This is a genomic window from Paenibacillus sp. NPDC056933, from assembly GCF_042674385.1.
In the GTDB taxonomy this organism is placed as follows: Bacteria; Bacillota; Bacilli; order Paenibacillales; family Paenibacillaceae; genus Paenibacillus.
Map to the genome: position 1 here is coordinate 687,866 of NZ_JBHUQN010000001.1, position 24,930 is coordinate 712,795.

The window sequence follows — 24,930 nt, forward strand, 5'->3', positions numbered from 1 at the left end:
AAGTTGTGGGAGCCGAATGAATGGAAACAGGAGATGGAGCAAATCATGAAGCACGAAAACAGTAGAGATCGATCTGCCAAGGGGCAAGAGATGAATCAACATGAAACGATTAATCCAAGTATTTTATATTACGGCACCCCGGTATTGTTACTGAGCACATTAAATGAAGACGGATCGACCAACTTGTCCCCATTGTCCTCGTCGTGGGCGCTGGGAGATTGTCTTGTGCTTGGGTTGGGTGTTCAGGGCAAGGCTTGTGAGAATCTGAGCCGACACCCCGAATGTGTTATTAATTTGCCGGACGCTTCCATGTGGAGGCAGGTGGAATCCTTGGGACGTTATACGGGTACATATCCGGTTCCCGAGGAGAAAAGACAGATGGGCTATAAATTTTGTTCCGAAAAATTTGAAGCCGCTGGGTTGACAGCTCAAAGTTCGGCTCTGGTTCAACCTGAGAAAATAGCGGAGTGTCCGCTTCAGATCGAGGCTTCCGTGCAGCACATCCGCACACCGGAGCATACGCCTTTTATGGCCGTTGTTGAGGTGAAAGCACTGAAGGTACATGCACATAAGACGCTTATATCTGGATTGAACAAAATTGATCCGGCGAAGTGGCACCCGCTAATCTATAATTTTCGGCATTATTATGGAATGGGGGAGAGACAAGGGGAGAACTTCCGCGCTGAATAGGGACAGGTATAAGTTAAAAGTATAGATGCAACCTATGTAATCCGGAATATATAAGTGGGGGCCATTTGGTCTTCACTTTTTTCAGGTACCTTTTGAAATGGATGAAAGAATGCCGCGAATGATTATTGTTTTAGTTAAAGAATGGGTAAATAGTAAAGAAAGATACATGTAAGCATATACATAAGAGAGGTGATGTGCATGGAAATGGAATACTTGATGCGTGTACTCATAGCTGGCATATGCGGCGTATTGATTGGATATGAGCGCAAGAACCGGATGAAGGAAGCGGGAATACGTACTCATTTTGTTGTCGCTGTGGGTGCTGCATTGATGATGATTGTATCCAAGTATGGCTTTCAGGATCAGGCAGGCTGGGTTAATCTGTCGCTTGATCCCTCCAGGATTGCGGCACAGGTGGTCAGTGGGGTCGGCTTCATTGGAGCCGGGATGATCTTTACACAGCGCCATACGGTCCGGGGATTGACGACAGCTGCCGGAATCTGGGCGACTGCCGGGATGGGACTGGCCGTTGGTTCCGGATTGTATTGGACAGGGGCCGGGGTGACCCTGCTTATTGTATTGGCCCAGATGCTGCTGCATCGGCCGACACGCTGGTTGGTATCCGCGAGAACAGAGACGTTGACGATTCGTTTGCTGCAGGAGGGAGATACACTGAAAACCGTTTTGGCTTTGCTGGGACGGGAAAAAATCTCGGTGATCGGATTCAAAACGGAACAGCAAATAAGCACAGACTCCAAAGAGGAGACTGTGCTTGAATTCACGTTGCAGCTGCCGGGTTCATACCGGGGTGAGCAATTGATTATTTTATTGCAGGATATTCCTCATGTTCGTTCCGTTGAGATGAGGTGATATAACCTTTTGCTAAGCCACAATGATGAACTTCGACAAGAAGGGTTACTGATTGCCTTCAATGACGGCCTCAGGGCGGGAAACAGGCTTTCCTTCAAGAACACACTGAATGGCATATGCGACACCATGTTCCACATTAGTCAATGACACAGCCTTGGCAAGCGCCTTAATTTCCGGTTCAGCATTGCCCATGGCAATACCGAGCCCTGCCATTTTCAGCATGGATACATCATTGAAATTATCACCGATGGCAGCTGTATCTTCCATGGAGATGTTCAAATGCGCAGCCAGTTTGGTTAAGGCGTTACCTTTGGATACATCAGGATGCTGCATTTCGAAGTTGTGTTCAGAGGATACCACCATGGCTACATCGGAGCGGGAGGCAAAGTATTGGCGTCCTTGCTGCAATTGCTCCGGATCCAATGAAAAGGCCATAATATTGTAAATGTAAGCTTCAGAAGGAATCTCCTGATGAGAGTTTACGCGGTGGTAATCTTTCTTGTCATAGTGCTTCTTAACGGCGCGAATGAGGCGTTCAATGTCCTCCCCTGGACTTGAACCCAGAATTCGGTCCATCTCAGCGAGCATCGCCTCATGGCTGCTAATGGGGGCGTATATACCTTGTTGTGTTGAGGCCTCGTAGTAGCAATGATGATCTTCCAGCCACTGCATCACCGATGCGGCCGTTTCTCGCTCAAGCGGAAGATGGAACAGGCGTTCACCGTTGGCATCATGGATGGTAGCTCCGTTTGAGCCGATAACTGGCGTGTGAATCCCGCCTTCGCTGCTTATCGTTAATACGTCGGAATAGACCCGTCCTGTAGCGATCGTAACCTTCAATCCTTCTTGTTGTGCCTTATGGATTGCGGCTGCATTTTCCGGGCTGATCCGGCTGTCCCTGTTCAGTAACGTTCCGTCCAAATCGGTAGCAAATAATTTCATATGTTACAACTCCTTTTCAATTGTAGGTTCAGGAATGAGAATCTCAACCTGCTGTTCGGCTAGAAAGGTTCGCCAATCTTGGGAAGGCCATTGATCTGTGATTAACACATCCACGAGCGACCAGTCTGCAAAACGATAGCCATAACGCTTATCAAACTTGGAATGGTCAGCAAGTACAATAACCTGTTTGGCGGCCTGCATCATTTTGTGTTTTATTTTTCCTTCTTCTTCAGAAGCACTAAAGCCGTCCATCGTAATTCCGCCAATGCCGATAAAGGCTTTGTCTACATAATAATGGGAAAGAGTTTCAATCACTGAAGTACCATAGACATAACGCTGTTCTTTATCAACTTTACCGCCCAGCAAACGAATCTCGACAGCCGTGTGATTGGAGAGAAGTTCGGCGGAATAAATAGAATTGGTGATGACCGTACAGGACTTGCCGTTCAAATTTTCGGCACAAGTCTGCACTGTAGTGGAAGAATCCAGAATGATGTGTTCACCTTGGCGGACGATCGCAGCGGCTAACTTGCCAATAGCTCTCTTTTCATCTGAAATGTGGAGCAGGCGATCTTTGTACGATCTGTGCTCAACGGGTGGAACGGGGAGAATTGCACCGCCACGGGTTCGGATTATCGCATCTTGTTCTTCAAGTTTGATCAAATCCCTGCGGGCCGTATCCCGGGAAACGTCAAACAGGGAAACAATATCATCAGCTGAAATGCGACTGTGCTTGCGCAGATGTTCGATGATCAGCTGCATTCGTTCTTCCTGAAACAAACGTGATGCCTCCTTGTACGTATCTAACCGTGATTATTATTTACTTATTGATAATTCAATTATAAGTAGTAATAATGAAGTTTGCAATATTATAAGTAAACATAAGTGAAGTTAAGTTTTTTGATCTTGATTTTACAATTTACGATGATTATGATGATAAATATGTGAAAGAGAAATCATTAACATTATGGGGGAGAGAGCTTAAAAAAAGAGGGCAAGAAGTAGTTGGGAAATAAATATTAAAAAAAGTGTTGCATGTTTCAATTCGCCTATGATATACTCATTCTTGTCGCCAAGAAAGACAACTTGTTAATAAGGCCCGTTGGTCAAGGGGTTAAGACACCTCCCTTTCACGGAGGTAACAGGGGTTCGAATCCCCTACGGGTCATATCTTCACCACCTCAGGGATGCACAATCCACATGAGGAAATCCTCAAAAAGTCATAGCTCCTAATCAAAAGAGTTAAGTATGGCACATCGGTGAAGTTACAGCAAGAGCCATTAGCTCAGTTGGTAGAGCACCTGACTTTTAATCAGGGTGTCGAAGGTTCGAGCCCTTCATGGCTCACCATTTTTACAATTGAATATGCGGTCGTGGTGGAATGGCAGACACGCTATCTTGAGGGGGTAGTGGGTGTATACCCGTGGAGGTTCGAGTCCTCTCGACCGCATCACAGCAACAAACGTTATAAGATAGACTCTCATGGTTATCCGTGGGAGTCTATTTTTGTGCTATGTGAAATAGCAGAACGTATTTCTGGGATTAAAAGGCTGAGGATTCAGGGAGGTTGTGGTATAATTTAGGTACATGCAATGATTATTACGGTTGGAAGGCGGTTCTGTATGCAGTCGATCTATGAGCGAATTGAACACCTGATTGCCGAACGAGGAATGACCAAGAAGGCTTTCTGCCAACAGCTGAAGATCAGCACAGGCAATCTGGGTGACTGGAAACGCGGTAAATCTATTCCGAGTACGAATAAACTAATTGAGATTGCTTCGTTTTTTGATGTGAGCCTCGACTGGCTCATGATTGGGCGTCCATCCAAGGAGGCGATGGTGCGGGAAAAACGGGAGGATTATTTTTTTGACGTTTTGCGGCAATTGAATTGCCAAGAAAGCGAATTATCGACTGTGGAACAGTCTTTTATCAGTGAATATATTGAATTTACCCGTTATCGCAAATCCAAGGAAAGCAGAGATTCAAGCGACTTTCGTTACAAGGGAGAAGATAATCCCAAAGGGGACGAGACGTTGTAGTGCAAATTTAGTGAAAGTTACATCTTGACTGGACCATCTGGATATATAAAAAACCTCTGAACAAATCCGAAACCCGTCGGAAATTGTGCAGAGGTTCTTTGTCTTTTAAACTCGTTGCAATATGCAATTCCGAAAGTTAGTCCGATATACGTATAGCTTCACTTGCGGAATATGAGGCTTGGTTTGCCCAAAAGGGTGGGACGAAGGGAATTCCAGATCCGAAGGCATTGCTCCTGAAGTTCCCAGGCTGCCATGCCGAGCAAACGAACACCAATCCCGCCTGTAGCGAGTAAACTGGCTCCGGCAAGCATGCGGCCATCTGGTGGCAAGGTGGACCGTACAGATTCCAATTGTGCTGCGCCCAATCCAGGGGCGATCATCCACAAAGCAGCAGTATGAGTATATCCCATTAACGCTGCGGATGCTTTCGGATCGTCGGATTCTGGTTCGAGTCCGAATCGATCCCATACGGCCAACTGCTTCTCATGCCAGATTTCTGTCAGACTGCGATAGCGCTTGAACTGAAAGGCCTCACCCCGATGAATCCGTCCAGCGGACCAGATATCCGCGTATGCAAGTACTGCTTGTTCTCCTAGCTCAAAGGTCGTGGTGAGTGCAGAGGAGCTGCCTTTGAATGGAATGACGCATTCGGGAAAGTACTCCAGTACCGCTCCTTGTTCCAGTCGAAAGTGATGGTTCACAGACGACGGAACAGTAGGTGTGGGATGAAGCCTCGTCGCTGATGTGCTGCTTAGCATGAGGTGGGTGTTCTGGCCCAACTGCCAATCGGATCGATAATGATCACCGTTCAGTACACCTGGGGAAACGTCTGAAGTATATACACATAATTCATCTCCGCCACCCGGAGGCCGAAAGGATCGACTGAACCGGAGAGGGGCGCTGTAATAACGATCTGTCATGACGGTGCGCCCGCCTTGGAGGGCAAATGAGGCCCTGAGCTCGCTGCGGCGTATCACGGCCTCTCCGGCACTGCGGTTCAGTCCATGTTCAACTCCATGTAAAGAGGAAGATGAATTAGTGGCTGTGAGTCGTTCCGTGTTCATGGGTGTGTGTATGCAGATGCGCAGCGGAAGCATCGTCATCCATATATTGATGTTCAAGCCAATGGACGATTTCAGATACCCCTTCACCGCTCATCAGGTTCGACATCACATAAGGGCGTCCTTCACGTACCCGCTCAGTATCATTCTTCATGACTTGCAGACTTGCGCCAACATAAGGAGCGAGGTCAGTCTTATTAATAAGCAATAGATCTGAACGAGTGATGCCTGGGCCGCCTTTACGAGGCAGTTTTTCCCCTTGAGCCACGTCAATAATGTATATGAATACATCCGCCAGTTCCGGACTGAAAGCTGCAGACAGGTTGTCACCGCCGCTTTCGATAAAGATCAGCTGCAGATCCGGGAAGCGTTCAATCAACTCATCAACGGCTTCGAAATTCATGGAAGCATCCTCTCGAATAGCGGTATGCGGGCAGCCGCCTGTCTCTACACCGATAATACGTTCCGGTGCGAGGGCATTCTGACGCAGCAAGATTTCGGCATCTTCCTTCGTATAAATATCATTGGTAATAACAGCCAGGCTGTAGCGTGTACGCAGTGCCTTGGACAGCTTCTCTACCAGGGCTGTTTTCCCTGAACCTACCGGCCCGCCGATCCCGATTCGCATCGGGCGACTCCGATCAAATACCTTGCGTTCCCATTCTGCATGATGCGTATGATTAGCTCCTCCACACATAACAAATTCCTCCTTGGTTTTGAATTAATGTCGTTAGGACATGAACAGACGGGCTGGCAGGCTCTCGTGCCGCATGGCATAGATTTCCTGGGCAATACCGAAGCTGTGCATATCTTCCGGTTCGTTATTCCGGATTCGAGACCATTCAGAGTCAATATCATTCAAAAGTTTCTGGATCAGCATTTGTGCTTCAGTTTGCCCGATGGGTAGAAGACGCAGAGCGCTGTTTACATAAGCGTTAACAGAGGTGTACAGATGTCCGGTGACGGCTTCGTCTAGTCCAATTTCCAGCTGATAATTGATGTAGCCGTGAATGGTTGTGATGCCGCAAAAGGCACCGTGTTCCTGTACGGCTTCATCGATTAGAGAAAAGTCCATCCACGGGTAAAGTGATCTCGCGAGTTTGAGTAATCGCTTCCCCATCTTGTGCCCACTTTCCCGCAGTTCCCTCGGGGTTCGCTGAGTGTGTACACGTTTGTCGTAAAGGGCGAGCAGGGCGGCATCCTGTTGCTCAATAGCCTGGTAAACACCTTTGATGGCGAGACCATCGAGCCGCACGAGGCTGGAATGAAGCTGGCTGCGAATAAATTGTTCAAGCTGGGCGGTGGTTTTTATCGTTCCATCATGGGTGTATGCCTCCAGACCGAACGAGTGGGAGAACCCGCCGATGGGCAGGGCCGAATCCAGCAGTTGAACATAACGGAGCAATTTCGTGCCGCTGTGCATCATCAAGCGTCCCTCCCTTTGTCAAAACATGAAATAGCGTTGTGCCATTGGCAGTTCATCTGCGGGCTCGCAGGTGAGAAGCTCGCCATCTGCCCGTACCTCATAGGTTTCGGGATCGACTTCAATGACGGGAGTTACATCGTTGTGAATCATGTCTTTTTTGCTCACCGAACGGCAGCCTTTAACAGGTTCCACGCGCTTGTTCAAGCCTAGCGTCTCTTTGATCCCTGCATCCGCTGCGGCTTGGGAGACAAAGGTGATGGACCCTTTAGCGACTGCTCCGCCGTATGCGCCAAACATTGGTCTTCCGAAAACGGGCTGCGGCGTAGGGATTGAAGCGTTGGGATCTCCCATCTGGGCAAAGGCAATCATGCCGCCCTTGATGACCATCTCGGGTTTTACTCCAAAATAGGCCGGATTCCAAACGATCAGATCAGCCAATTTACCGACCTCCACAGAACCGACAAGATGGCCAATTCCATGAGCGATAGCCGGATTAATTGTATATTTGGCGACATATCTTTTGATCCGATCATTATCAGACGGAGAGCCAGTGGTCAATTCGAGCTTGCCGCGCTGTTTTTTCATTTTGTCAGCAGTCTGCCAGGTACGAATAATGACCTCGCCAACCCGCCCCATTGCCTGCGAATCGGAACTGATGATGCTAAATACGCCAAGATCATGCAAAATGTCTTCGGCCGCGATCGTTTCGGGCCGAATCCGCGAATCGGCAAAGGCGACGTCTTCAGGGATGGATGGGTCCAGATGGTGACAAACCATCAGCATATCGAGATGTTCTTCTACCGTATTGCGTGTGTAAGGACGTGTTGGGTTGGTTGAAGAGGGGATGACGTAAGACTCTCCGGCAGCGCGGATAATATCCGGCGCATGTCCGCCGCCAGCACCTTCCGTATGATAGGTGTGGATTGTGCGTCCGTTAATGGCCGCCAGTGTATTCTCCAGAAATCCGGTCTCGTTCAGCGTATCGGTATGAATGGCTACCTGGACATCATGTTCTCCGGCTGCGGTTAGACAGGCATCGATGGCGCTTGGTGTTGTACCCCAATCTTCATGCAGCTTAAGTCCAATGACACCGGCTTCAATCTGTTCAATTAATGGTGCGGTACTGGAACTGTTGCCTTTACCCAGAAAACCGATATTCATGGGAAATGCCTCTGCGGACTCGAGCATTCGGTGGATATGCCAGGCTCCGGGGGTACAGGTGGTGGCTTTGGTTCCGGTTGCGGGTCCTGTACCGCCTCCGATCATGGTCGTTACGCCTGAAGATAATGCCGTTTGAATCTGTTGTGGACAAATAAAATGAATATGGGTATCAATGCCTCCTGCGGTCACAATCATGCCTTCCCCGGCAATGATTTCGGTCGATGCGCCAATAACCAGCGCGGGATCGACTCCATCCATCGTATCCGGGTTGCCGGATTTGCCGATGGCGCAGATGAGGCCATCGCGAATACCGATGTCTGCTTTTACAATCCCCCAATGATCGATGATGATAGCGTTGGTGATGACTGTATCAGGCGTGCCTTCACTGCGCAGGGCGGATGTGGACTGGCCCATTCCGTCCCGGATGACCTTGCCGCCACCGAATTTGCTTTCATCCCCATAAATAGCATAATCATGTTCAATCTCTGCCCATAATTCCGTATCTGCAAGCCTGACGGCATCCCCTGTTGTGGGTCCAAACATGGACGCATATTGTTCGCGGCTCATTCCTTTCATAAAGAGTCCTCTCCATCCTGCACAGGGGGCGCAAATGACTTCAGGAATGTTTCCAGTTTCTGTGGATCGGGTGGCTGATCCGCCGCCCCTTCGGTTAATCCGTTAAATCCATAAATCTGACGTTTTCCGCCAAATGTAGTGAGTTCGACCGGTTTTTCTTCACCGGGTTCAAAACGGACAGCGGTACCTGCCGGAATATGCAGGCGGTGCCCGAAAGCGGAAGAACGATCGAAGTCCAGTGCGGCATTGACTTCATAGAAGTGAACATGAGAACCGACCTGTACGGGACGGTCGCCACGGTTCAGTACGATCAGTCGCATAATTGGGCGATCTGGATGACAGATGATCTCATCATCCTGTTTCAAACGATATTCACCAGGGATCATGGTGTTCTCCTGCCTTTCTCAGCGTATAGGTTCATGTACAGTGACCAGTTTTGTTCCGTCTGGAAAAGTGGCTTCCACCTGTACCTCAGGGATCATGTCTGGTACACCGTCCATGCATTCTTCTCGCTTCAGGATCGTGCCGCCATATCTCATCAATTCTGCAACACTCATGCCATCGCGTGCGCGCTCCATGAGTTCGGAGGTTAGCAATGCGATGGCTTCGGGAACATTCAGCTTCAGGCCGCGTCCTCTGCGTTCGCGGGCAAGATTAGCGGCGACAGTAATCAGGAGTTTTTCTTTTTCCTGCTCAGTCCAGTGCAAGGCAATCCGACCTTTCCCTTAGGTAGTCTCTATCTTTATGGATAATGTTGTATGTTAATTATACTCACACAGGGTGGGCCCTTTGTCAATATGGTTCCAATCATATTAGCAGTATGCATGAAACGAGTATGCATGAAATAAAATTGTGTAAGCATTATTGACATGGTGATTGTGACCCTCCATAATTTGGATCAACGAACATTTCAGTAATATATGACCTTAATGTTCGTCAATAGACTAAAAAAAGGGAGTGTAAGCTATTGAAGAAGAGGTCGGTCAAATTATGGGGTATTTTGCTCGGTACGGTTATTGCGTTGACAGGATGTGTAGAAGGTGGCACGCCGCCTAAGGCATCGGGTTCCGTTGAAACAGGAGAGTCAGCTTCACCCGGAGACACGATTAAAGTAGGTATTCTTCACTCCCTAAGTGGAACGATGGCAATCAGTGAAGTGTCCGTTAAGGATGCGGAGATGCTTGCCATTGAAGAGATCAATGCAGCAGGCGGAGTTTTGGGTAAACAGATCGAGCCTGTGGTTGAGGATGGTGCTTCCGATTGGCCTACGTTTGCAGAGAAAGCAGGGAAACTGCTTCAACAGGATAAGGTAGCTGCTGTATTCGGAGGATGGACCTCTGCAAGTCGAAAGGCCATGCTTCCGGTATTTGAACAGAACAAGGGTCTGTTGTTTTACCCGGTGCAATATGAAGGATTGGAATCATCACCTAACATTTTTTATACAGGAGCCACAACGAATCAGCAGATCGTTCCATCCGTAACCTGGTTGCTGGAGAACAGGGGCAAGAAGTTTTACCTGCTGGGTTCGGATTATGTTTTCCCAAAAACGGCCAATCAGGTCATCAAAGCCCAGCTTGCAGCTGAGGGCGGCGAGGTGGTAGGTGAAGAATATACACCACTGGGGCATACGGATTACAGTACGATTATCAGCAAAATCAAGGCTGCCAAGCCGGATATTGTATATAACACGCTGAACGGAGACAGTAATGTCGCCTTTTTCAAACAATTAAAGGATGCCGGGATCTCATCGGACCAGATGACGACTCTGTCGGTGAGTGTGGCGGAGGAAGAAATTCGGGGGATTGGTGCAGATGTACTGAAAGGACATCTGGCTTCGTGGAACTATTATCAGACGACAGATACACCTGAAAATAAAACATTTGTAGAGAAATATAAAGAAAAATATGGTGCTGACCGGGTGACAGCTGATCCGATCGAAGCGGGATATGTGGCCGTTTATCTGTGGAAAGCGGCTGTGGAAAAGGCCGGATCAACCGATGTGGAAAAGGTGAAGGAGGCTGCCAAAGGTCTTGAATTCGATGCGCCGGAAGGCAAAGTGACGGTGGACGGAGAGAACCAGCATATCTACAAAACGGTGCGGATTGGCGAAGTGCAGGAAGATGGACAGTTTAAGGAATTGTGGAACTCCGGTGCGCCAGTCAAACCTGATCCGTATCTGAAAACCTATGAATGGGGGGCTTCCCTCAGTAACAAATAGCGCAGAAAGTTCACGTCAAAACTCCTGAATAACGGATGAGGGTGAAACAACACACCCTCCAACAATATCGCGGTAAAGCGTTGATGTGATATATAAATGGTATCTTGTGTGAAATGTCAGATGTTCACAGCATAAGGAGGGAAAGGCGATGGATATGTTTGTCCTGCAAATGTTCAATGGGTTAAGCATCAGTTCCATCCTGCTGCTGATTGCATTGGGACTCGCGGTTACATTTGGATTGATGAATGTCATTAACATGGCACATGGTGAATTGATCATGATTGGCGCTTACGCTACGTATGTGACACAAAACCTGTTCAATTCATATGCTCCGCAAGCGTGGTTCGACGTCTACTTTATTGTGGCTCTTCCTATCGCCTTTGGTGTGGCGGCTCTTATAGGCTGGTTGCTGGAAGTGGTGCTGATCAGGCATCTGTATGGGAGGCCACTCGACAGTCTGTTAGCTACGTGGGGCGTGGGTATGATGCTGCAACAATTGGCACGAACCATTTTTGGGGCGCCAAATGTAGGGGTGTCCAGTCCGACATGGCTTAACGGAGGTCTAACCATCGCGGATGGGATTGTTTTTCCGTATAAACGTCTTTTCATTATTGCGTTGGTTGCAGTTGTGTTGTTGTGCATGTATTTGTACATCTATCGGACTTCTTCCGGCAGGCGGATGAGGGCGGTGATGCAGAATCGGAGCATGGCGGGCTGTCTCGGAATTTCCACTAGACGAGTGGATGGCATGACCTTTGCGATTGGTTCGGGCATTGCAGGAATCGCCGGGTGTGCATTGACGCTCATTGGCCCGATTGGCCCTTCACTGGGTACGTATTATATCGTGGATGCATTTATGGTGGTTGTGCTGGGTGGTGTTGGAAAACTGGTGGGAACCGTGTGCGGTGCGCTCGGAATCGGCATGTTTAATACGTTATTCGAAACATACACTTCCGCCTCCATCGGCAAGGTGCTGGTATTTGTCTGTATCGTGGCTTTTCTGCAATGGAAGCCTCGCGGACTTGTGGCCATACGGACCCGGAGTCTGGATTAATGCGAAGAAGGGGGTTATATGATGTCTGCACTTCTCAAGACGGGTAGTCTGAAAATGAAGATCATCTGGGCGGTTGTCCTGATCATGATGTGTCTTGCTCCGCTCATTTCCACGGAATTCCGGCTTAGTCTATTGGCGAAATTCCTGGCGCTGGCCATTCTGGCCATCGGTCTGGATCTGATCTGGGGGTATGGAGGTGTACTTAGTCTGGGGCATGGTGTGTTTTTCGGACTGGGCGGTTACGCCATGGCGATGTATCTGAAGCTGCAGGCCAGTGGTGCTACTCTTCCTGACTTTATGGGATGGAGTGGTCTTAGTAGTCTCCCGTGGTTTTGGGAACCGTTCAGGTCGTTCCCGGTAGCGTTATTACTGGGTATTGCCCTCCCGGCATTACTGGCCTTTGCTCTGGGTTGGTTTACGTTCCGTAACCGGATTACTGGCGTTTATTTTACGATCCTGACGCAAGCGCTTGTCCTCATTACCGTAACGTTGTTTGTTGGCAAACAGGAATGGACAGGAGGGACCAATGGTATTACTGGATATAACGCCATCTTTGGATTCACACTTCATTCAGCAGGGACAACAATCGCACTCTACTATATAACGCTCGCCGTTCTGGTGCTCGCCTATCTGCTCTGTCGCCGGGTTGTGAACAGCAGGTTCGGTCAGGTGCTTGAAGCTGCGCGGGATGGGGAGAATCGGGTTCGCTTTCTTGGATATGACCCGGCAGGGTTCAAAACGCTGGCTTTTGCCCTTTCCGGAGCGCTTGCGGGAATCGCTGGAATGTTATTTGTACTCCAGGTAGGGATTATATCGCCTTCCATGATGGGGATTATACCTTCCATTGAAATGGTGTTATGGGTTGCGTTGGGTGGGCGTGGAACACTGATTGGTGCGGTGATCGGAGCTGTGGTGCTGAATGCAGCCAAAACCGGCATCAGTGAGGCTTATCCGGAAGGTTGGTTATTTGTGATCGGAGGACTCTTTGTAACGGTGGTATTGTTCATGCCAAATGGGCTTGTTGGTGTGTACCGTCACGTGGTTCGTTTGCTGAAGCGGAGAGGAGAGGTTGTGCATGTTCCAGTCAGTCAGGAAAAACCTGAAGTCTACTGAGGTTCCGGTGGTCTTGGTCGCTGAAGGAATTACGGTAGCGTTTGGAGGCTTTGTTGCGGTCAAAGGCATGAATCTGAAGCTGTATGAGCATGATTTGCATTTTCTGATCGGCCCCAATGGTGCGGGGAAAACCACGATGCTGGATGTCATTTGCGGCAAGACCAAGCCTGTGTCCGGTGCGGTAAAGATGGCTGATGGTACGGAACTGACTCGTCTGAAGGAGCATCAGATTGTACGGAAAGGGGTAGGACGCAAATTCCAGGCTCCCTCGATCTTTGGGGGTCTGACCGTGCAGGAGAACCTGATGCTGGCTGCGGAGACTCGTCGTTTTCCCTTGCAGGCTCTGGGTATTCGACGTTATGGCAAAACAAGTTCAGCGATGGAACGGATTACGCACCAGATTGGTTTGCAGGACCGTGTGGACGCGCTTGCAGGGGCGCTATCGCACGGGGAGAAGCAGTGGCTCGAAATTGGCATGCTTCTGCTGCAGGAGCCGCGTGTATTGCTGCTGGATGAACCTGCGGCAGGCATGACGGATGAGGAAACACATAAGACGGGCCGATTATTGCAGGAGATTGCGCGTGAAAGGTCTGTTGTAGTGGTAGAGCATGATATGGAATTTGTTCGCGAGTATGCGGCCAAAGTAACGGTAATGCATGAAGGCAAGCTCTTGAAGGAAGGAACGATGGCGGAAGTGCAGGAAGATCCGAGGGTGGCTGAAGTGTACCTGGGCAAAAGGAGAGATGACCATGCTGTCGCTGAAACGAATTGAATCCGGTTATGGGGAAAGCAATGTACTGCGGGGCGTGAATCTGGATGTTGAGCCAGGTCAGGTGGTGTGTCTGATGGGTCGCAATGGCGTGGGAAAGACTACCCTGATGAAAACCTTGATGGGACTACTTAAAACACGCAAGGGCAGTATCCAGTGGAAAGGTGAGGAGTTATCCGCCCATGACTCAGCCAAACGGGCCAGGGCGGGGATTGGCTATGTGCCGCAAGGGCGGGAAATTTTCCCTCAGCTTACGGTTAAGGAGAATTTGTTGCTGGGACTGGAGACCGGCGCTCCGGGTGTGAAGACGTTACCGGAGGATGTGCTGGCGATGTTTCCGGTGCTTGCCACGATGTATGGACGGCAGGGTGGTGATCTGAGTGGGGGGCAGCAGCAGCAGCTGGCATTCGCCCGCGCGCTCGCTTCCCGGCCCGGACTGCTGCTTCTGGATGAGCCGACAGAAGGCATCCAGCCTTCCATCGTAGAGGATATCCGGCAGGTTATTTTGCAAATTAAGGCAAAGGGCGAGATCTCTATCTTGCTGGTGGAGCAAAGCATTGATTTTGTACGCGGTGCTGCAGATTATATCTATGTAATGGACAAAGGAGCGATTGCACTGCAAGGGACACCGCGAGAGCTGGATATGTCGCAGTTTGAGCACCATCTGTCTGTGTAGCCAAGGTTCATGGCGTAGGATGAGTTTAGGAGCGCTTGTCCAAAATGTTGGAGTATTTGGGATATAGTCTTCGGATGCAATCCGGGCAGATATCATGGGTGAATTCGGCATGTGTGTGCTTCTCCAGATAACTCTCGACAGAGTTCCAGGCGTCCTGTTCATCCTTGATCTGTTTGCAGACAGCGCAGATGGGCAGCAGCCCGCGTAATGTGCGAACTTCGGACAGGGCCTTCTTTAGCTGCTGTTCTATGTGTTTCTGTTCGGTGACATCTGTGTGAGCAATTAGGGCAAGATCAGACAGCAGAGTTGGATCGGCCTGCCTTAACGGGGTAAGCTCCAGACGGAACCAGCGCTGCTCCCTGTGGGTCGTTTGAATGGAAATCTCGTATGTACAACAGTCGTTAAAGGGTTTGGTGATATTTTTCAACTCTTGAACAATCTTCGCATTCTTTGCTTTCTCCTCGCGTGATATCCACGCCTCCATGAGCTGGAGGTAATGGGATGTTTCTGGTGTTCTGGAAGTGTCTGATATGTCCAGCTTGGTAGGCGGCTGTCCGAGCCCCTGCTGCCAAGCGGTGTTGCAGCTTCGAATGATCCAGTTGTGGTCAACGATGATGAGCTGGTGATGCATGGACTGGAACGATAATCTCTCCAGATCGGATATTAAATATCTCATGAAATGAGGTCCTCCTTGGCAGAAATCTTATCTTAAATCATCAGGAATTCCCAAAATGTCTGCGACCTGGTTCCTGAACCTGGTTGCTTTGCGTGTGCCGTGAATGAGATTGGAGAGACGGTATGGCGGAATGCCGTGCTGTTCGCAAAATGTCTTCTGGTCGACCTGGAGTTCGGTTAGCCGTCGTTTGATCGCCCAACCGAACGGAGTAACAGGTTTCTTTTTGTTCAAAAGGGTTCACCCCTCAGTTAGAATGTAGTATTCAGCCGGTCATTCTTGATGTAAAATATATGGATATGCGAGCTGTAAGATTTATTATATACGTAATTGCGTCATCTAACAATTAAAAAATACGGAAATAAGTGTATTTTAATATGTTAAATGGCGTAAATGCGTTAAACAGGCAACATAATTGACATAAAAAACACGCCAGCAAGGAGGTTGCGGCGTGTTTTTTGTGTCTTACTGTATGAGGAGGTGAGTGATATGGAGGCGAAGGGGGTAGAGATTACGCCCTGTAGGCGTGAAGGCCTGCTCCAAGCATGTGAAAGCTGGGGAACAATGCTTTCATGGACATTGAGGTTGGTTGTACCAGTCCATCCGCAGCGGAGGCGCTGACGGTATGCCATTCATGCTCCAGGTCTGCGGCCAGGCGAACCAACAGGTCCTGTGTTGTATTGGTGTTGAGGGGGATGACTTTGGAGGCTTCGGTTATGCAGGCACTCATGGCTGAATGCAGATAACCCAGGACCGCCTCCTCGACAGGGATATCGAGGTGGTGGTTAATCCAGGCGTGAACAGTGGAGAGGCAGCCAACGGATTCATACTTAGCCAAGGTTTGTTCAAGTTCGCTAAAATCAATCCAGGGGTGGAGTGCGTGAGCCAGCTTAATCAGTCGTTTGCCCATTGTGGAGGCGTGTTCTCTGAGGTGTACTGGGGTCCGCTGGACATGGACGAGCTTGTCGATGAGGGCTGTACGCCACGCGTCATTATGATCTGTGGCAGTGTAGATACCTTTAATCGCCATGCCTTCCAGACGGACGATGCTGGGGTGCAATTGACAGCGCATGAATGATTCAAGATCTTCGGCACTACGAATGGTCCCTTCAGCGATATGGGTATCCATACCGAAGGAATGGGTGAACCCTCCTACCTGGATAGAGGAATCAAGCAGTTTGACGTAATCGAGCAGCTTATTCCCACGGTTCACAGTCTTTCGCCTCCTACGTTCGTTAAATGTTATGTTAAATAACATTTAAACTCCTTTTTAGTTCGCTTTATGTGTGTAAATCCGAATTATATGATATATATATTCACATAATTATCCGCTTTTTGTCAATAGTTTCTTGGTTTTTAAATTTAAAAATCTTATAATGTTAATTTATATAACTTTAAAAGTTATATTCGAAAAAAGTGAATGAGTTGTCTGTTTCTTATAAAAGTAGGGGGGGATCAGCCTAATCGGGTATTAAACGAGATCAAATTTAATCATATGCGGTTCATAGGAGAAAATGACGAGATAATACGATTTATGGAAGGAAAAGCGCAGTTGAAATGATAATATTAAAAATGCTTTACATTTTAACATGAACCGGGTATAATCAATTCTGTTGCCGATTATTTACGACATGCGGTCGTGGTGGAATGGCAGACACGCTATCTTGAGGGGGTAGTGGGCGTATGCCCGTGGAGGTTCGAGTCCTCTCGACCGCATTATAAGATTGATAAAGAAGCTTCCCATACTGGGGAGCTTCTTTTTTTTTGTTTTTCTATAGTAATAGGACAGAGAAAAAATCACCCGTTACCCGGTAGAGGTTCCTCTGTCCACGGGATGCGGGTGATCGTTATCTTGTTATTTGAGCAATTCTTTAATATCTGCTTCAATTTTATCAGGTGTTGTTTTGGGGGCATACCGTTTCAGAACACGTCCATTTTGATCCACAAGGAATTTGGTGAAGTTCCATTTGATAGCTTTGGAGCCAAGTACGCCCGGTGCTTCTTTGGTAAGATGCTGAAATAGAGGATGAGCGCTTGAACCGTTCACATCGATTTTCTCAAACATCGGGAAGCTGACACCGTAGTTCATCTGACAGAACTCGGCAATATCATCGGAAGAACCTTTTTCCTGTGCGAACTGGTTGCTTGGAAAACCGAGCACTTCAAACGGGGAGTCTTTGAATTTGTCCTGAAGTTCTTGCAGCCCTTTAAATTGGGGTGTGAGACCGCATTGACTTGCTGTGTTCACGATAAGCAGTACTTTGTCACGATAGTTGGACATTTCAACTTCCTGACCGCGAAGGGTGTTTACTTTGTAGTCGTAGACTGATATGAGAATCGCCTCCATTTCATATTCTTCTTATCTCCTATTATATTGATTGCAATTAAATATTGCAAAATTTAAATTTCTTTTTTAAGCACAATGTAAGCCTTCCGTGTATGAACTGTGAATGATTAGCTATGTGAATTTCGCTAAAGGGAGAATTAGAGAGCTTTGACGAGATGGGTAGAGAATGGATATGTTGTAAGCGTTATTATTGATGCGAAATGGCAAAAATCCGTCGATTCGGTGATCTGCACAGACTTTACACCGATAGGGCATGGGTGTATGATTCATATCGTAATTCCAATTAAATTAAATTTTACATGAAAAACGAAACAAACGATAATATCGCTCTGATTATGTTCACAAAGGAACGATGTTTTAATCGCTGAGTTTCCATTCATTCATGGGTGGGAAACGGGGGAACCAACAGGATGAACTGTCCAGGACAGTAGGCATCCATGGGGTGAATTTTCCGGTGACAGCCGGAAATAGGGCGACTCTCGCGTCCGAATCCGTCAGCTAACCTCGTAAGCGTTAAAGGGAGAGGCAACAAGCCGTACGCTGGTTCATAGTGTCTTTTTGCTGTGGATTAATGAAGAAGCGTCCGGGAGGCCTTGGTCCCCCACGCTTCTTTTTTGTTGTCTTTTCACGCCAAGGGAGGAACGAATGATGGATAAAGAGATGATCTTAGTGACTGCTCCAAATGAAGCAGGACGTAAATTTATCAAATTGCTGATGTACAAAAAAATGCCGTTTGCCGTTCTGACCAACAGTGCAGGTGAAGAGCGCAGGCTCCGGAGAATCGGTGTGGAGCATGTCATTCGCATGAACACGGCTGCAGCTCAGAAATGGTTTTTGCCGCAAGGGAGTGTCGGCAATGTTTTTATTTTTGAAAATAGCCTAAACCTGACCTGTCGATATTTGCAGATCTGCCGCTCATGGACATCCAAGTCCTTGTGTGTCATTACAGAACAGAGCCATCCGAAAGGGATCTATCGGGGGATGGGAGCTGACCGGATTGTGTACTCTTTAAATGGGGAAGTGGGGTTCCTGCTTAATGGGTAGTGTTTAGTTGTTGTTCCTGTTCCATACCTGTGATTGATCCGGTGTCAGCTGCCTGTTATAATTGAAATCATAAATAAACGGAATCTTGAGGAGACTCATGCATGATGGTGGGTCTTCTTTTTTATGGTTTGGGAAATGGGGATAAGAATTTCCTGTGGCTAACGAGGAGGAATAGGCGTGCCGGAAGTACGTGGGATACAATGGTTGTTCTTTGATGTGGGGGATACGCTCGTGGACGAATGGGAGCCGGTGGATGATATTATCGGTCAGTTCGTGCGTGAGGCTTGTGCGCTTGGTTATCAGGTGGAGATGCAGACGGTGCGGGAAATATTTGCCGCCTCTTACCGAAATTACGAGCAATGGCCGATGAAATTGGCTATTCGAACCCTAATCAGTGATGAGGGGCACCGCGAACAGATCCAGGAGAAGCTGAAGTTCCGCAAAGAGCTTGAGCGCCCCTTCGCGTCAGCCAGCTCTGTTCTCCAGACGTTGTCGCAGCACTATAAGATTGGCATTATTGCCAATCAAAGCCCGGGAACAGAGAGTCGACTGGATAGCTACGGTTTGCGCAAGTATGTCGATGTGCTGGCCTGTTCGGCTGAAGAAGGAGTGTCCAAGCCTGATCCTGGGTTGTATGCTGTGGCGCTAAAACAGGCAGGGTGTAAACCAGAAGAAGCGGTTATGATTGGAGATCGGATTGATAATGATATCATTCCGGCCAAGAAGCTGGGCATGCATACGATCCGAATTTTACAGGGGTATGGCAGATTTCAGCCAGAGCTTGCAGACGAAGATCGTCCCGACTGGACGATTGAATCACTGGAGGAACTACTTCCGTTGTTGGTAACTCAAAAATCAGACAATTAACCTATAGCGTTATATGAAATCTAATCGATATGGATATGGATATGCTTTAGGATCAAGTTGCACCAACACCATACAAAAGGCTGATCGACTCAAGAGATATATTACTTGAGTCGATCAGCCTTTTTGAGTTATGAAAAATATTGCCTTACCTAGAACAACAGAATGGTCTGGATGATCAGATACACATTCAGGATAACGATAACTCCGGCAATGATCCAGGAGATGATTTTGAGCCATAACTTATTGGCAAATGCCCCCATGCTTTTTTTGTCACTCGTAAACATCACCAGCGGGATGACGGCAAAGGGCAGCTGCAGCGACAGTACAACCTGACTCAGAATGAGCAGTTCCTCTGTTCCGTGCTCTCCGGCAATGGCTGTAACGATTACAGCCGGGATGATGGCGATTAGACGTGTGACCAGACGACGAAGCCAGGCCGGAATACGAATGTTCAGGAATCCTTCCATTACAATCTGCCCGGACAGCGTACCAGTGAGTGTTGAGTTCTGGCCTGAAGCCAGCAGCGCTACACCGAACAGGATGCTTGCAATGGTGGTACCCAGCAGAGGTGTCAACAGATGGTAGGCATCTGTAATTTCCGCAACCTGGGTCATGCCTGCGCTATGGAACACGGCAGCTGATACAATCAGGATGGCTGCATTGATGAACAGGGCCAGCGTTAAAGCGATGGTTGAATCCATGGTGGAATACCGAATCGCTTCTTTTTTACCCTGAGGTGTCTGTTCAATCTGACGGGTCTGCACGATGGAAGAATGCAGATACAGGTTATGGGGCATGACGGTTGCACCGATAATTCCGATAGCGATGTAGAGCATGGCTGGATTTTGCAAAATCTCGGCACTGGGTACAAAACCATGCATGACGCCGCCCATATCCGGTTTAGCGAGAAACAGGTCAATACCGAAGCAGAGGGCGATGGTAGCCATCAGCACAATGACGAGGGATTCCAATGCGCGGAAACCTTTATTTTGCAACAGAAGAATGACCAGTACATCAACTGCGGTAATAATAACGCCATATAACATAGGAATGTTAAAGAGCAGCTTAAGCGCGATCGCTGAACCAATGACCTCCGCAAGGTCGGTGGCTGCAATCGCAAGCTCACACAAAATCCATAACATCATGACGACAGGCATACTGAACCGTTCACGACAGGCTTGAGCCAGATCTCTACCCGTAACAATTCCGAGTTTACCAGCGAGTGACTGCAGCACAACTGCCATCAGGTTCGAGATCAAAATAACGGATAATAAGGTATACCCAAACTGTGAACCACCCGCAATATCGGTTGCCCAGTTTCCGGGGTCCATATAACCTACGGCAACCAGGTAACCTGGGCCAACAAAGGCAAGGAATTTCTTCCACCATGCAGCATTCTGAGGCACCTTCATGGAGTTATGGGCTTCCCCTAGAGAAGGGGCCATACCCGCAGCCAATGGCTCATTTGAAGGAGTGTTGAAGAGATTTCTTTTACTCATAATAATCACCCGACTTTGAAGTATTGATATTCTATATGAAGAGGAAACGTTGTGTCTCCTTAGATTAAATTTGAAAATTGAAACCAAAATCAAAAGCGTTAATAAACTGCTTTCGATATGTCCAAACGTTTATGTCGATACATACATTGTACTCCTTCAATTATTTTTGTCTAGTGCAACTTTTGTGTATAAGGACAAAATATGGCGAGGAGTGAATTGTGCCTTAGTATATTACCCAAGCTTGGATAAATTACCTATGATGTCTCAAATGCATGAAAATGATAAAGATGTAAAAGCTGAATAAGGGCTCCAGTACGTTTCAAAATAAGCCAGAAGTTTAAATTGAATAGTAGGCAGCAAAAAAATCGAAGGTGAAGGAGAGATTTTTAATGGAAGCTTTATATACAGCAACAGCGACAGTTAAAGGTGGACGTACAGGTTCAGTGGCTTCTTCGGATGGTGTGCTCAAACATGATTTGAAAATGCCTAAAGAGCTGGGTGGTTCCGGTGGTGAAGGGACAAACCCCGAGCAGCTTTTTGCCGCTGGATATGGCGCATGTTATGAAAGTGCACTTGCCAATGTCGCCCGTAAAGCAGGTGTGAAGCTGGAGAATGTGGTCGTTACAAGTAACGTATCCATCGGCAAAGATCCTGCGGATGACGGTTTCCAACTGTCGGTTCGTCTGGACGTGAGCATGCCTGGCGTGGATCACAGTCAAGCTGAAGATCTGGCGCGCAAGGCACATGATTTCTGTCCGTACTCCAAAGCAACACGCGGTAATATTGATGTGGTACTTAATGTAGTCTAAGCCGTGACTCGATGGAGTAACGGGGAACATATTGAAGCAGAGTATCCTTGGATACCTGATGTTCAAGCACAAGACCCTGCTGGTATTCGGCAGGGTTTTGTATTTTAAAATACAGTTGTGATGCAGGAAATTGCATGTTGAACAGCGTACTATTTTACATAATCTACTCTTGCTTGATGTCATACATTCGAAGAAGGGGGAAGGATAATGAGTATTGAAGAGATGATCGAGCGGCGATTTGTATGTACAAAATGCAGGGGGACGGACTGTAACATTAAGGAAGTATCCATGTCAGGGGCAGGTCTTAGCAAGATGTTTGATATTCAGCACAATCATTATCTCTTCGTCGCCTGTTCTTCCTGTGGGTATGTTGAAGTGTTCGATCCAGATGTGCTAAAGGGTAAAAAACAGGGGCAGGTGGGTACCATTCTTGATATTCTGTTTGGTGGATAAAGGTGTGTGAGTTGACATCGAACTAAAATTTCTTTAATATGACTTAGTACTGAGAAGTGTCAGTGTCAATGTCAATGCATGAACCAAATTTGAATTAACAGGTGATATCCATGTCTTATAGACCAAGTATTGCAAAATTGCAAGTAGCCAGCAAAAACGAAAAAGACGGATTGTATGAATTTACCATGAAATTGGTAGATGGCACACAATGCCGTGTATTCTATTCCAAATCCCCGGAATGGAAAATGACTGCAATTAGCCGTCTGCAGAAAACGCCTTGTCCAGTATGCCGCAAAGATTTCATTTGCAAATGCATGGACCAGTGGGCAAATGACCTGCATCAACAAATGATCGATGACCAATGGATGGAAAAGGCAATTGCTGAGTAATTGCCAAGACAGATACGAGCGTGGGCACAGAGCCTGCGCTCTTTTTCTATTTTCCGTTACACTTAAATAAATGTAAAAAAAAGCGACCGGGATGACTCAAAACGGGTAAGTTACTCTAATAGCACACGTGAGGAGGCCACGATTATGACAGTAAATCAAACGGATCAGCATCAGGGACACCCGATTGTGCTTGTGGACGGAGTCTGTCATTTCTGCCAGGGATTAACCAAATGGATTATCAAGCGTGATCCCGAGGGGACATATCATTTTGCATCACTCCAATCGGATGTAGCAAAAAAATTGCTTGAGAAGGGCAATCTGTCCACAGACAGCATGGATACGTTTGTACTCATTGTGGACGGAAAATATTACACACGTTCAACTGCGGCGCTGAGACTGGCCAAAGGACTCAAATTCCCTTATCCATTATTGTACGGGTTGATTATTGTACCGAAGTTTATTCGGAACGCCATCTATAACATGGTAGCTCGCAACCGGTATCGCTGGTTCGGTAAAGATGAAGCGTGCATGCTGCCTACGCCTGAAATAAAGGATCGATTTCTTTAAAAAACCTGACATGAGACATATTGTATCATTACCTGTTGATTAATAACGGAAATAATTGGGTAATGACTACGGATAAACTCTATATTGGGAGGCAAATCATTTGAAGAAGTGGACTACATTATTTATTGGGGCATTATTAGCAGTAAGCATGACAGCTTGTGGTAGCGATGCGGATAACAGTACGGCAACACCCCCAGCTGGCAACGAAACGTCTAACGAGGGCAATACAACTGCGGAGCAGGAGACAAAGATCCCTACATTGGACGAGTTGATTGAGAAAACGAATGCTGCGACCAAAGACATCAAAAGCTTCACGACTGAAGCCAATATTGATCAAAATTTGAAACTGGCGGCTGGCGAACAGTCCCAGGATCAACAGGTGAAAACATCGCTGAAGATGGATATCATCAAAGATCCGATGATGATCTATCAGGAGATGAAAATGGAAATGTCCGGACAGGAAGGGCAGAATGTGAAGCAGTACATCACTTCGGATAACATCTATTCGCAGGTGGGAGAGCAATGGGTCAAAATTCCCGATGAACAAACGAAACCACTGATTGAGCAGATGAAGGCAAGCATGAATCCGGAAGGTGAACTGGAGCAATTCAAAAAGATTGCCGAAGACACCAAGATTACGGAAGAGGGAGACCACTACGTCATTAACGCTGACGTATCCGGTGATAACGTGAAGGAACTGGCCAAAGCGGTCATGGAGCAAAACGGATCGGATGCTCAAACTCAAGCGATGCTTGATCAAATGAATATTACCAGCATGAAAATGAAATATATGATTAACAAAGAAACCTACCTGCCTGCAAATACGGATGTCAACATGGTCATGGAGATGGAGCAGGAGGGACAGAAAATTTCGATGGACATGAAAATGACCAGCACGTTCTCCAACCATAACGGCGTGGAAGAGATCAAGATCCCGCAAGAAGCATTGGATAGTGCGAAATAAGAATCCATCAGCTGTAAAGCGGAATGATATTCTCTGATGAGAATATCATCCTATCCAGGGATAGGATGATATATCGTTTGAAAGGCACCTTTGATCCATTTGTGTGAACCGACACGTTCCACGAATGAATCAGGGGTGTTTTCTTTTTTTGCTTGCATCCTGGTCGGGTTCAAGGTGGTATAGTATAGTCATGTAAGCGATTGAATTTAGAGTTGATGGGAAGTTGAAGGAAGTCTATTTAAGAGTGGAGGTCGAAGAAATGATTGAATATGCACATATACACCACGTGAGTCTGGCTGTACGTGATCTGGAGGTCGCGAAGAAATTTTATTCCGGTTTGCTCCGTATGCAGGAGATTGAACGTCCGCCTTTCAACTCCACAGGCACATGGTATGCGATTGGAAGTCAGCAGCTTCATCTGTTGCAATATCCGGAGGGACACACGCTTCGTAATGCCGGGATTGATACAACGGATGGACATTTTGCGATCTGGGTGAAGAGTTACAAGCAGACTTTGGCCTGGCTTGAACAACATGGGATTGAATATGAGGCAAGACCGGATAGCGTTGCCGGGTTTGCACAGATTTTTGTGCTTGATCCTGACCGCAATATTATTGAGTTCGATGCGCCTTATCATTCTTGATTGTATTTGCGTTTGAATAAATGCCTTGCTCCCCCAGAAATTGTATGCTATATTATCCATACATTCATAGCACGTGACGG

29 protein-coding genes, 4 tRNA genes and 1 riboswitch are annotated in these 24,930 nt (G+C 47.5%); of the genes, 20 read left to right on the forward strand and 13 right to left on the reverse strand.

What is annotated here, in order from left to right; genetic code table 11:
- Positions 1 to 90 precede the first annotated feature (90 nt).
- Positions 91 to 690: a flavin reductase family protein gene (locus tag ACFTRD_RS02910; RefSeq protein ID WP_379381139.1), complete on the forward strand. Its 600-nt coding sequence runs from the start codon at positions 91 to 93 to the stop codon at positions 688 to 690.
- Between the two features lie 198 nt (positions 691 to 888).
- Positions 889 to 1,560 carry an MgtC/SapB family protein gene (locus ACFTRD_RS02915; RefSeq protein WP_379377664.1) on the forward strand — a complete coding sequence of 224 codons (672 nt, stop codon included), beginning with the start codon at positions 889 to 891 and terminating at the stop codon, positions 1,558 to 1,560.
- Between the two features lie 45 nt (positions 1,561 to 1,605).
- Here ACFTRD_RS02915 and ACFTRD_RS02920 read toward each other — a convergent pair whose 3' ends face one another.
- Both ACFTRD_RS02920 and ACFTRD_RS02925 read right to left on the reverse strand, forming a co-directional pair.
- Entirely contained in the window at positions 1,606 to 2,502 is an 897-nt protein-coding gene (locus ACFTRD_RS02920; protein ID WP_379377665.1) for a Cof-type HAD-IIB family hydrolase, read from the reverse strand.
- Between the two features lie 3 nt (positions 2,503 to 2,505).
- Positions 2,506 to 3,282: a DeoR/GlpR family DNA-binding transcription regulator gene (locus ACFTRD_RS02925; protein WP_379377666.1), complete on the reverse strand. Its 777-nt coding sequence runs from the start codon at positions 3,280 to 3,282 to the stop codon at positions 2,506 to 2,508.
- Between the two features lie 316 nt (positions 3,283 to 3,598).
- Between ACFTRD_RS02925 and ACFTRD_RS02930 the strand changes: the two genes are divergently transcribed.
- The 4 genes from ACFTRD_RS02930 to ACFTRD_RS02945 all read left to right on the forward strand — a co-directional run bounded on the left by ACFTRD_RS02930 (position 3,599) and on the right by ACFTRD_RS02945 (position 4,541).
- A tRNA-Glu gene (locus ACFTRD_RS02930) sits at positions 3,599 to 3,670 on the forward strand.
- A gap of 106 nt (positions 3,671 to 3,776) precedes the next feature.
- Positions 3,777 to 3,852: transfer RNA gene (locus ACFTRD_RS02935), tRNA-Lys, on the forward strand.
- Between the two features lie 17 nt (positions 3,853 to 3,869).
- Positions 3,870 to 3,952 (forward strand) — tRNA-Leu (locus ACFTRD_RS02940).
- A 172-nt stretch (positions 3,953 to 4,124) separates the two neighbouring features.
- Positions 4,125 to 4,541: a helix-turn-helix domain-containing protein gene (locus ACFTRD_RS02945; protein WP_192264824.1), complete on the forward strand. Its 417-nt coding sequence runs from the start codon at positions 4,125 to 4,127 to the stop codon at positions 4,539 to 4,541.
- 158 nt (positions 4,542 to 4,699) lie between these two features.
- Here ACFTRD_RS02945 and ACFTRD_RS02950 read toward each other — a convergent pair whose 3' ends face one another.
- The 6 genes from ACFTRD_RS02950 to ACFTRD_RS02975 all read right to left on the reverse strand — a co-directional run bounded on the left by ACFTRD_RS02950 (position 4,700) and on the right by ACFTRD_RS02975 (position 9,472).
- The gene (locus ACFTRD_RS02950) at positions 4,700 to 5,461 is read right to left on the reverse strand and encodes an urease accessory protein UreD (RefSeq protein ID WP_379377667.1); all 762 of its coding nucleotides are present in this window, start codon (positions 5,459 to 5,461) and stop codon (positions 4,700 to 4,702) included.
- Positions 5,462 to 5,576: 115 nt separating this feature from the next.
- Positions 5,577 to 6,299, reverse strand: a complete 723-nt coding sequence (gene ureG, locus ACFTRD_RS02955) for an urease accessory protein UreG (RefSeq protein ID WP_379377668.1) — start codon at positions 6,297 to 6,299, stop codon at positions 5,577 to 5,579.
- Positions 6,300 to 6,332: 33 nt separating this feature from the next.
- Entirely contained in the window at positions 6,333 to 7,028 is a 696-nt protein-coding gene (locus tag ACFTRD_RS02960; RefSeq protein WP_379377669.1) for an urease accessory protein UreF, read from the reverse strand.
- Between the two features lie 18 nt (positions 7,029 to 7,046).
- Positions 7,047 to 8,765 carry an urease subunit alpha gene (gene ureC / locus ACFTRD_RS02965; RefSeq protein ID WP_379377670.1) on the reverse strand — a complete coding sequence of 573 codons (1,719 nt, stop codon included), beginning with the start codon at positions 8,763 to 8,765 and terminating at the stop codon, positions 7,047 to 7,049.
- Entirely contained in the window at positions 8,762 to 9,151 is a 390-nt protein-coding gene (locus ACFTRD_RS02970; RefSeq protein ID WP_379377671.1) for an urease subunit beta, read from the reverse strand. The genes ureC and ACFTRD_RS02970 overlap by 4 nt, the downstream gene beginning before the upstream one ends.
- 18 nt (positions 9,152 to 9,169) lie before the next feature.
- The gene (locus ACFTRD_RS02975) at positions 9,170 to 9,472 is read right to left on the reverse strand and encodes an urease subunit gamma (protein ID WP_379377672.1); all 303 of its coding nucleotides are present in this window, start codon (positions 9,470 to 9,472) and stop codon (positions 9,170 to 9,172) included.
- Between the two features lie 260 nt (positions 9,473 to 9,732).
- Between ACFTRD_RS02975 and urtA the strand changes: the two genes are divergently transcribed.
- From urtA to urtE, 5 genes are all read left to right on the forward strand, one after another.
- Positions 9,733 to 10,983, forward strand: coding sequence for an urea ABC transporter substrate-binding protein (urtA, locus tag ACFTRD_RS02980; RefSeq protein ID WP_379377673.1), 1,251 nt, complete (start codon positions 9,733 to 9,735; stop codon positions 10,981 to 10,983).
- A 148-nt stretch (positions 10,984 to 11,131) separates the two neighbouring features.
- The gene (urtB, locus tag ACFTRD_RS02985; protein WP_379377674.1) at positions 11,132 to 12,037 is read left to right on the forward strand and encodes an urea ABC transporter permease subunit UrtB; all 906 of its coding nucleotides are present in this window, start codon (positions 11,132 to 11,134) and stop codon (positions 12,035 to 12,037) included.
- Between the two features lie 18 nt (positions 12,038 to 12,055).
- Positions 12,056 to 13,150 (forward strand): urea ABC transporter permease subunit UrtC, encoded by a 1,095-nt coding sequence (urtC, locus tag ACFTRD_RS02990; RefSeq protein ID WP_379377675.1) that lies wholly within the window; start codon positions 12,056 to 12,058, stop codon positions 13,148 to 13,150.
- A complete protein-coding gene (urtD, locus tag ACFTRD_RS02995) occupies positions 13,113 to 13,922 on the forward strand; it encodes an urea ABC transporter ATP-binding protein UrtD (protein WP_379377676.1) in 810 nt (269 codons plus the stop codon). The genes urtC and urtD overlap by 38 nt, the downstream gene beginning before the upstream one ends.
- Positions 13,900 to 14,595, forward strand: coding sequence for an urea ABC transporter ATP-binding subunit UrtE (gene urtE / locus ACFTRD_RS03000; protein ID WP_379377677.1), 696 nt, complete (start codon positions 13,900 to 13,902; stop codon positions 14,593 to 14,595). Before urtD ends, urtE begins: the two co-directional genes overlap by 23 nt.
- A 25-nt stretch (positions 14,596 to 14,620) precedes the next feature.
- Here urtE and ACFTRD_RS03005 read toward each other — a convergent pair whose 3' ends face one another.
- From ACFTRD_RS03005 to ACFTRD_RS03015, 3 genes are all read right to left on the reverse strand, one after another.
- Positions 14,621 to 15,271, reverse strand: coding sequence for a nitrogen regulation protein NR(II) (locus ACFTRD_RS03005; RefSeq protein ID WP_379377678.1), 651 nt, complete (start codon positions 15,269 to 15,271; stop codon positions 14,621 to 14,623).
- Positions 15,272 to 15,298: 27 nt separating this feature from the next.
- Positions 15,299 to 15,502, reverse strand: a complete 204-nt coding sequence (locus tag ACFTRD_RS03010; protein ID WP_379377679.1) for an XRE family transcriptional regulator — start codon at positions 15,500 to 15,502, stop codon at positions 15,299 to 15,301.
- Positions 15,503 to 15,779: 277 nt separating this feature from the next.
- A complete protein-coding gene (locus tag ACFTRD_RS03015; RefSeq protein WP_379377680.1) occupies positions 15,780 to 16,481 on the reverse strand; it encodes an urease accessory protein UreF in 702 nt (233 codons plus the stop codon).
- A 420-nt stretch (positions 16,482 to 16,901) separates the two neighbouring features.
- Here ACFTRD_RS03015 and ACFTRD_RS03020 point away from each other — a divergent pair.
- Positions 16,902 to 16,984 (forward strand) — tRNA-Leu (locus ACFTRD_RS03020).
- Positions 16,985 to 17,123: 139 nt separating this feature from the next.
- On the opposite strand, the gene ACFTRD_RS03025 is transcribed toward ACFTRD_RS03020, so the two are convergent.
- Complete coding sequence (locus ACFTRD_RS03025; RefSeq protein ID WP_024629320.1) at positions 17,124 to 17,600, reverse strand: glutathione peroxidase; 477 nt, start codon at positions 17,598 to 17,600, stop codon at positions 17,124 to 17,126.
- 367 nt (positions 17,601 to 17,967) lie between these two features.
- A riboswitch (cyclic di-AMP (ydaO/yuaA leader) is annotated at positions 17,968 to 18,143 on the forward strand.
- Positions 18,144 to 18,260: 117 nt separating this feature from the next.
- On the opposite strand from ACFTRD_RS03025, the gene ACFTRD_RS03030 reads away from it, so the two are divergent.
- Together ACFTRD_RS03030 and ACFTRD_RS03035 are read left to right on the forward strand one after the other, a co-directional pair.
- Positions 18,261 to 18,659, forward strand: a complete 399-nt coding sequence (locus tag ACFTRD_RS03030) for an HAD family hydrolase (protein WP_228469185.1) — start codon at positions 18,261 to 18,263, stop codon at positions 18,657 to 18,659.
- 177 nt (positions 18,660 to 18,836) lie between these two features.
- Positions 18,837 to 19,526 (forward strand): HAD family hydrolase, encoded by a 690-nt coding sequence (locus ACFTRD_RS03035; protein ID WP_379377681.1) that lies wholly within the window; start codon positions 18,837 to 18,839, stop codon positions 19,524 to 19,526.
- Positions 19,527 to 19,675: 149 nt separating this feature from the next.
- Here ACFTRD_RS03035 and ACFTRD_RS03040 read toward each other — a convergent pair whose 3' ends face one another.
- Complete coding sequence (locus ACFTRD_RS03040) at positions 19,676 to 20,971, reverse strand: Nramp family divalent metal transporter (RefSeq protein WP_192273248.1); 1,296 nt, start codon at positions 20,969 to 20,971, stop codon at positions 19,676 to 19,678.
- A gap of 443 nt (positions 20,972 to 21,414) precedes the next feature.
- On the opposite strand from ACFTRD_RS03040, the gene ACFTRD_RS03045 reads away from it, so the two are divergent.
- The 6 genes from ACFTRD_RS03045 (at position 21,415) to ACFTRD_RS03070 (ending at position 24,850) form a co-directional block, all read left to right on the forward strand.
- Positions 21,415 to 21,834 carry an organic hydroperoxide resistance protein gene (locus tag ACFTRD_RS03045; protein ID WP_063564421.1) on the forward strand — a complete coding sequence of 140 codons (420 nt, stop codon included), beginning with the start codon at positions 21,415 to 21,417 and terminating at the stop codon, positions 21,832 to 21,834.
- Between the two features lie 207 nt (positions 21,835 to 22,041).
- Positions 22,042 to 22,287 carry a zinc ribbon domain-containing protein gene (locus ACFTRD_RS03050; protein ID WP_024629326.1) on the forward strand — a complete coding sequence of 82 codons (246 nt, stop codon included), beginning with the start codon at positions 22,042 to 22,044 and terminating at the stop codon, positions 22,285 to 22,287.
- Between the two features lie 110 nt (positions 22,288 to 22,397).
- A complete protein-coding gene (locus ACFTRD_RS03055) occupies positions 22,398 to 22,676 on the forward strand; it encodes a hypothetical protein (protein ID WP_192264867.1) in 279 nt (92 codons plus the stop codon).
- A 144-nt stretch (positions 22,677 to 22,820) separates the two neighbouring features.
- Positions 22,821 to 23,243, forward strand: a complete 423-nt coding sequence (locus ACFTRD_RS03060; RefSeq protein WP_192264868.1) for a thiol-disulfide oxidoreductase DCC family protein — start codon at positions 22,821 to 22,823, stop codon at positions 23,241 to 23,243.
- A gap of 100 nt (positions 23,244 to 23,343) precedes the next feature.
- Positions 23,344 to 24,207, forward strand: coding sequence for a DUF6612 family protein (locus ACFTRD_RS03065; RefSeq protein WP_379377682.1), 864 nt, complete (start codon positions 23,344 to 23,346; stop codon positions 24,205 to 24,207).
- Positions 24,208 to 24,466: 259 nt separating this feature from the next.
- A complete protein-coding gene (locus ACFTRD_RS03070) occupies positions 24,467 to 24,850 on the forward strand; it encodes a VOC family protein (RefSeq protein WP_379377683.1) in 384 nt (127 codons plus the stop codon).
- Positions 24,851 to 24,930: the final 80 nt, after the last annotated feature.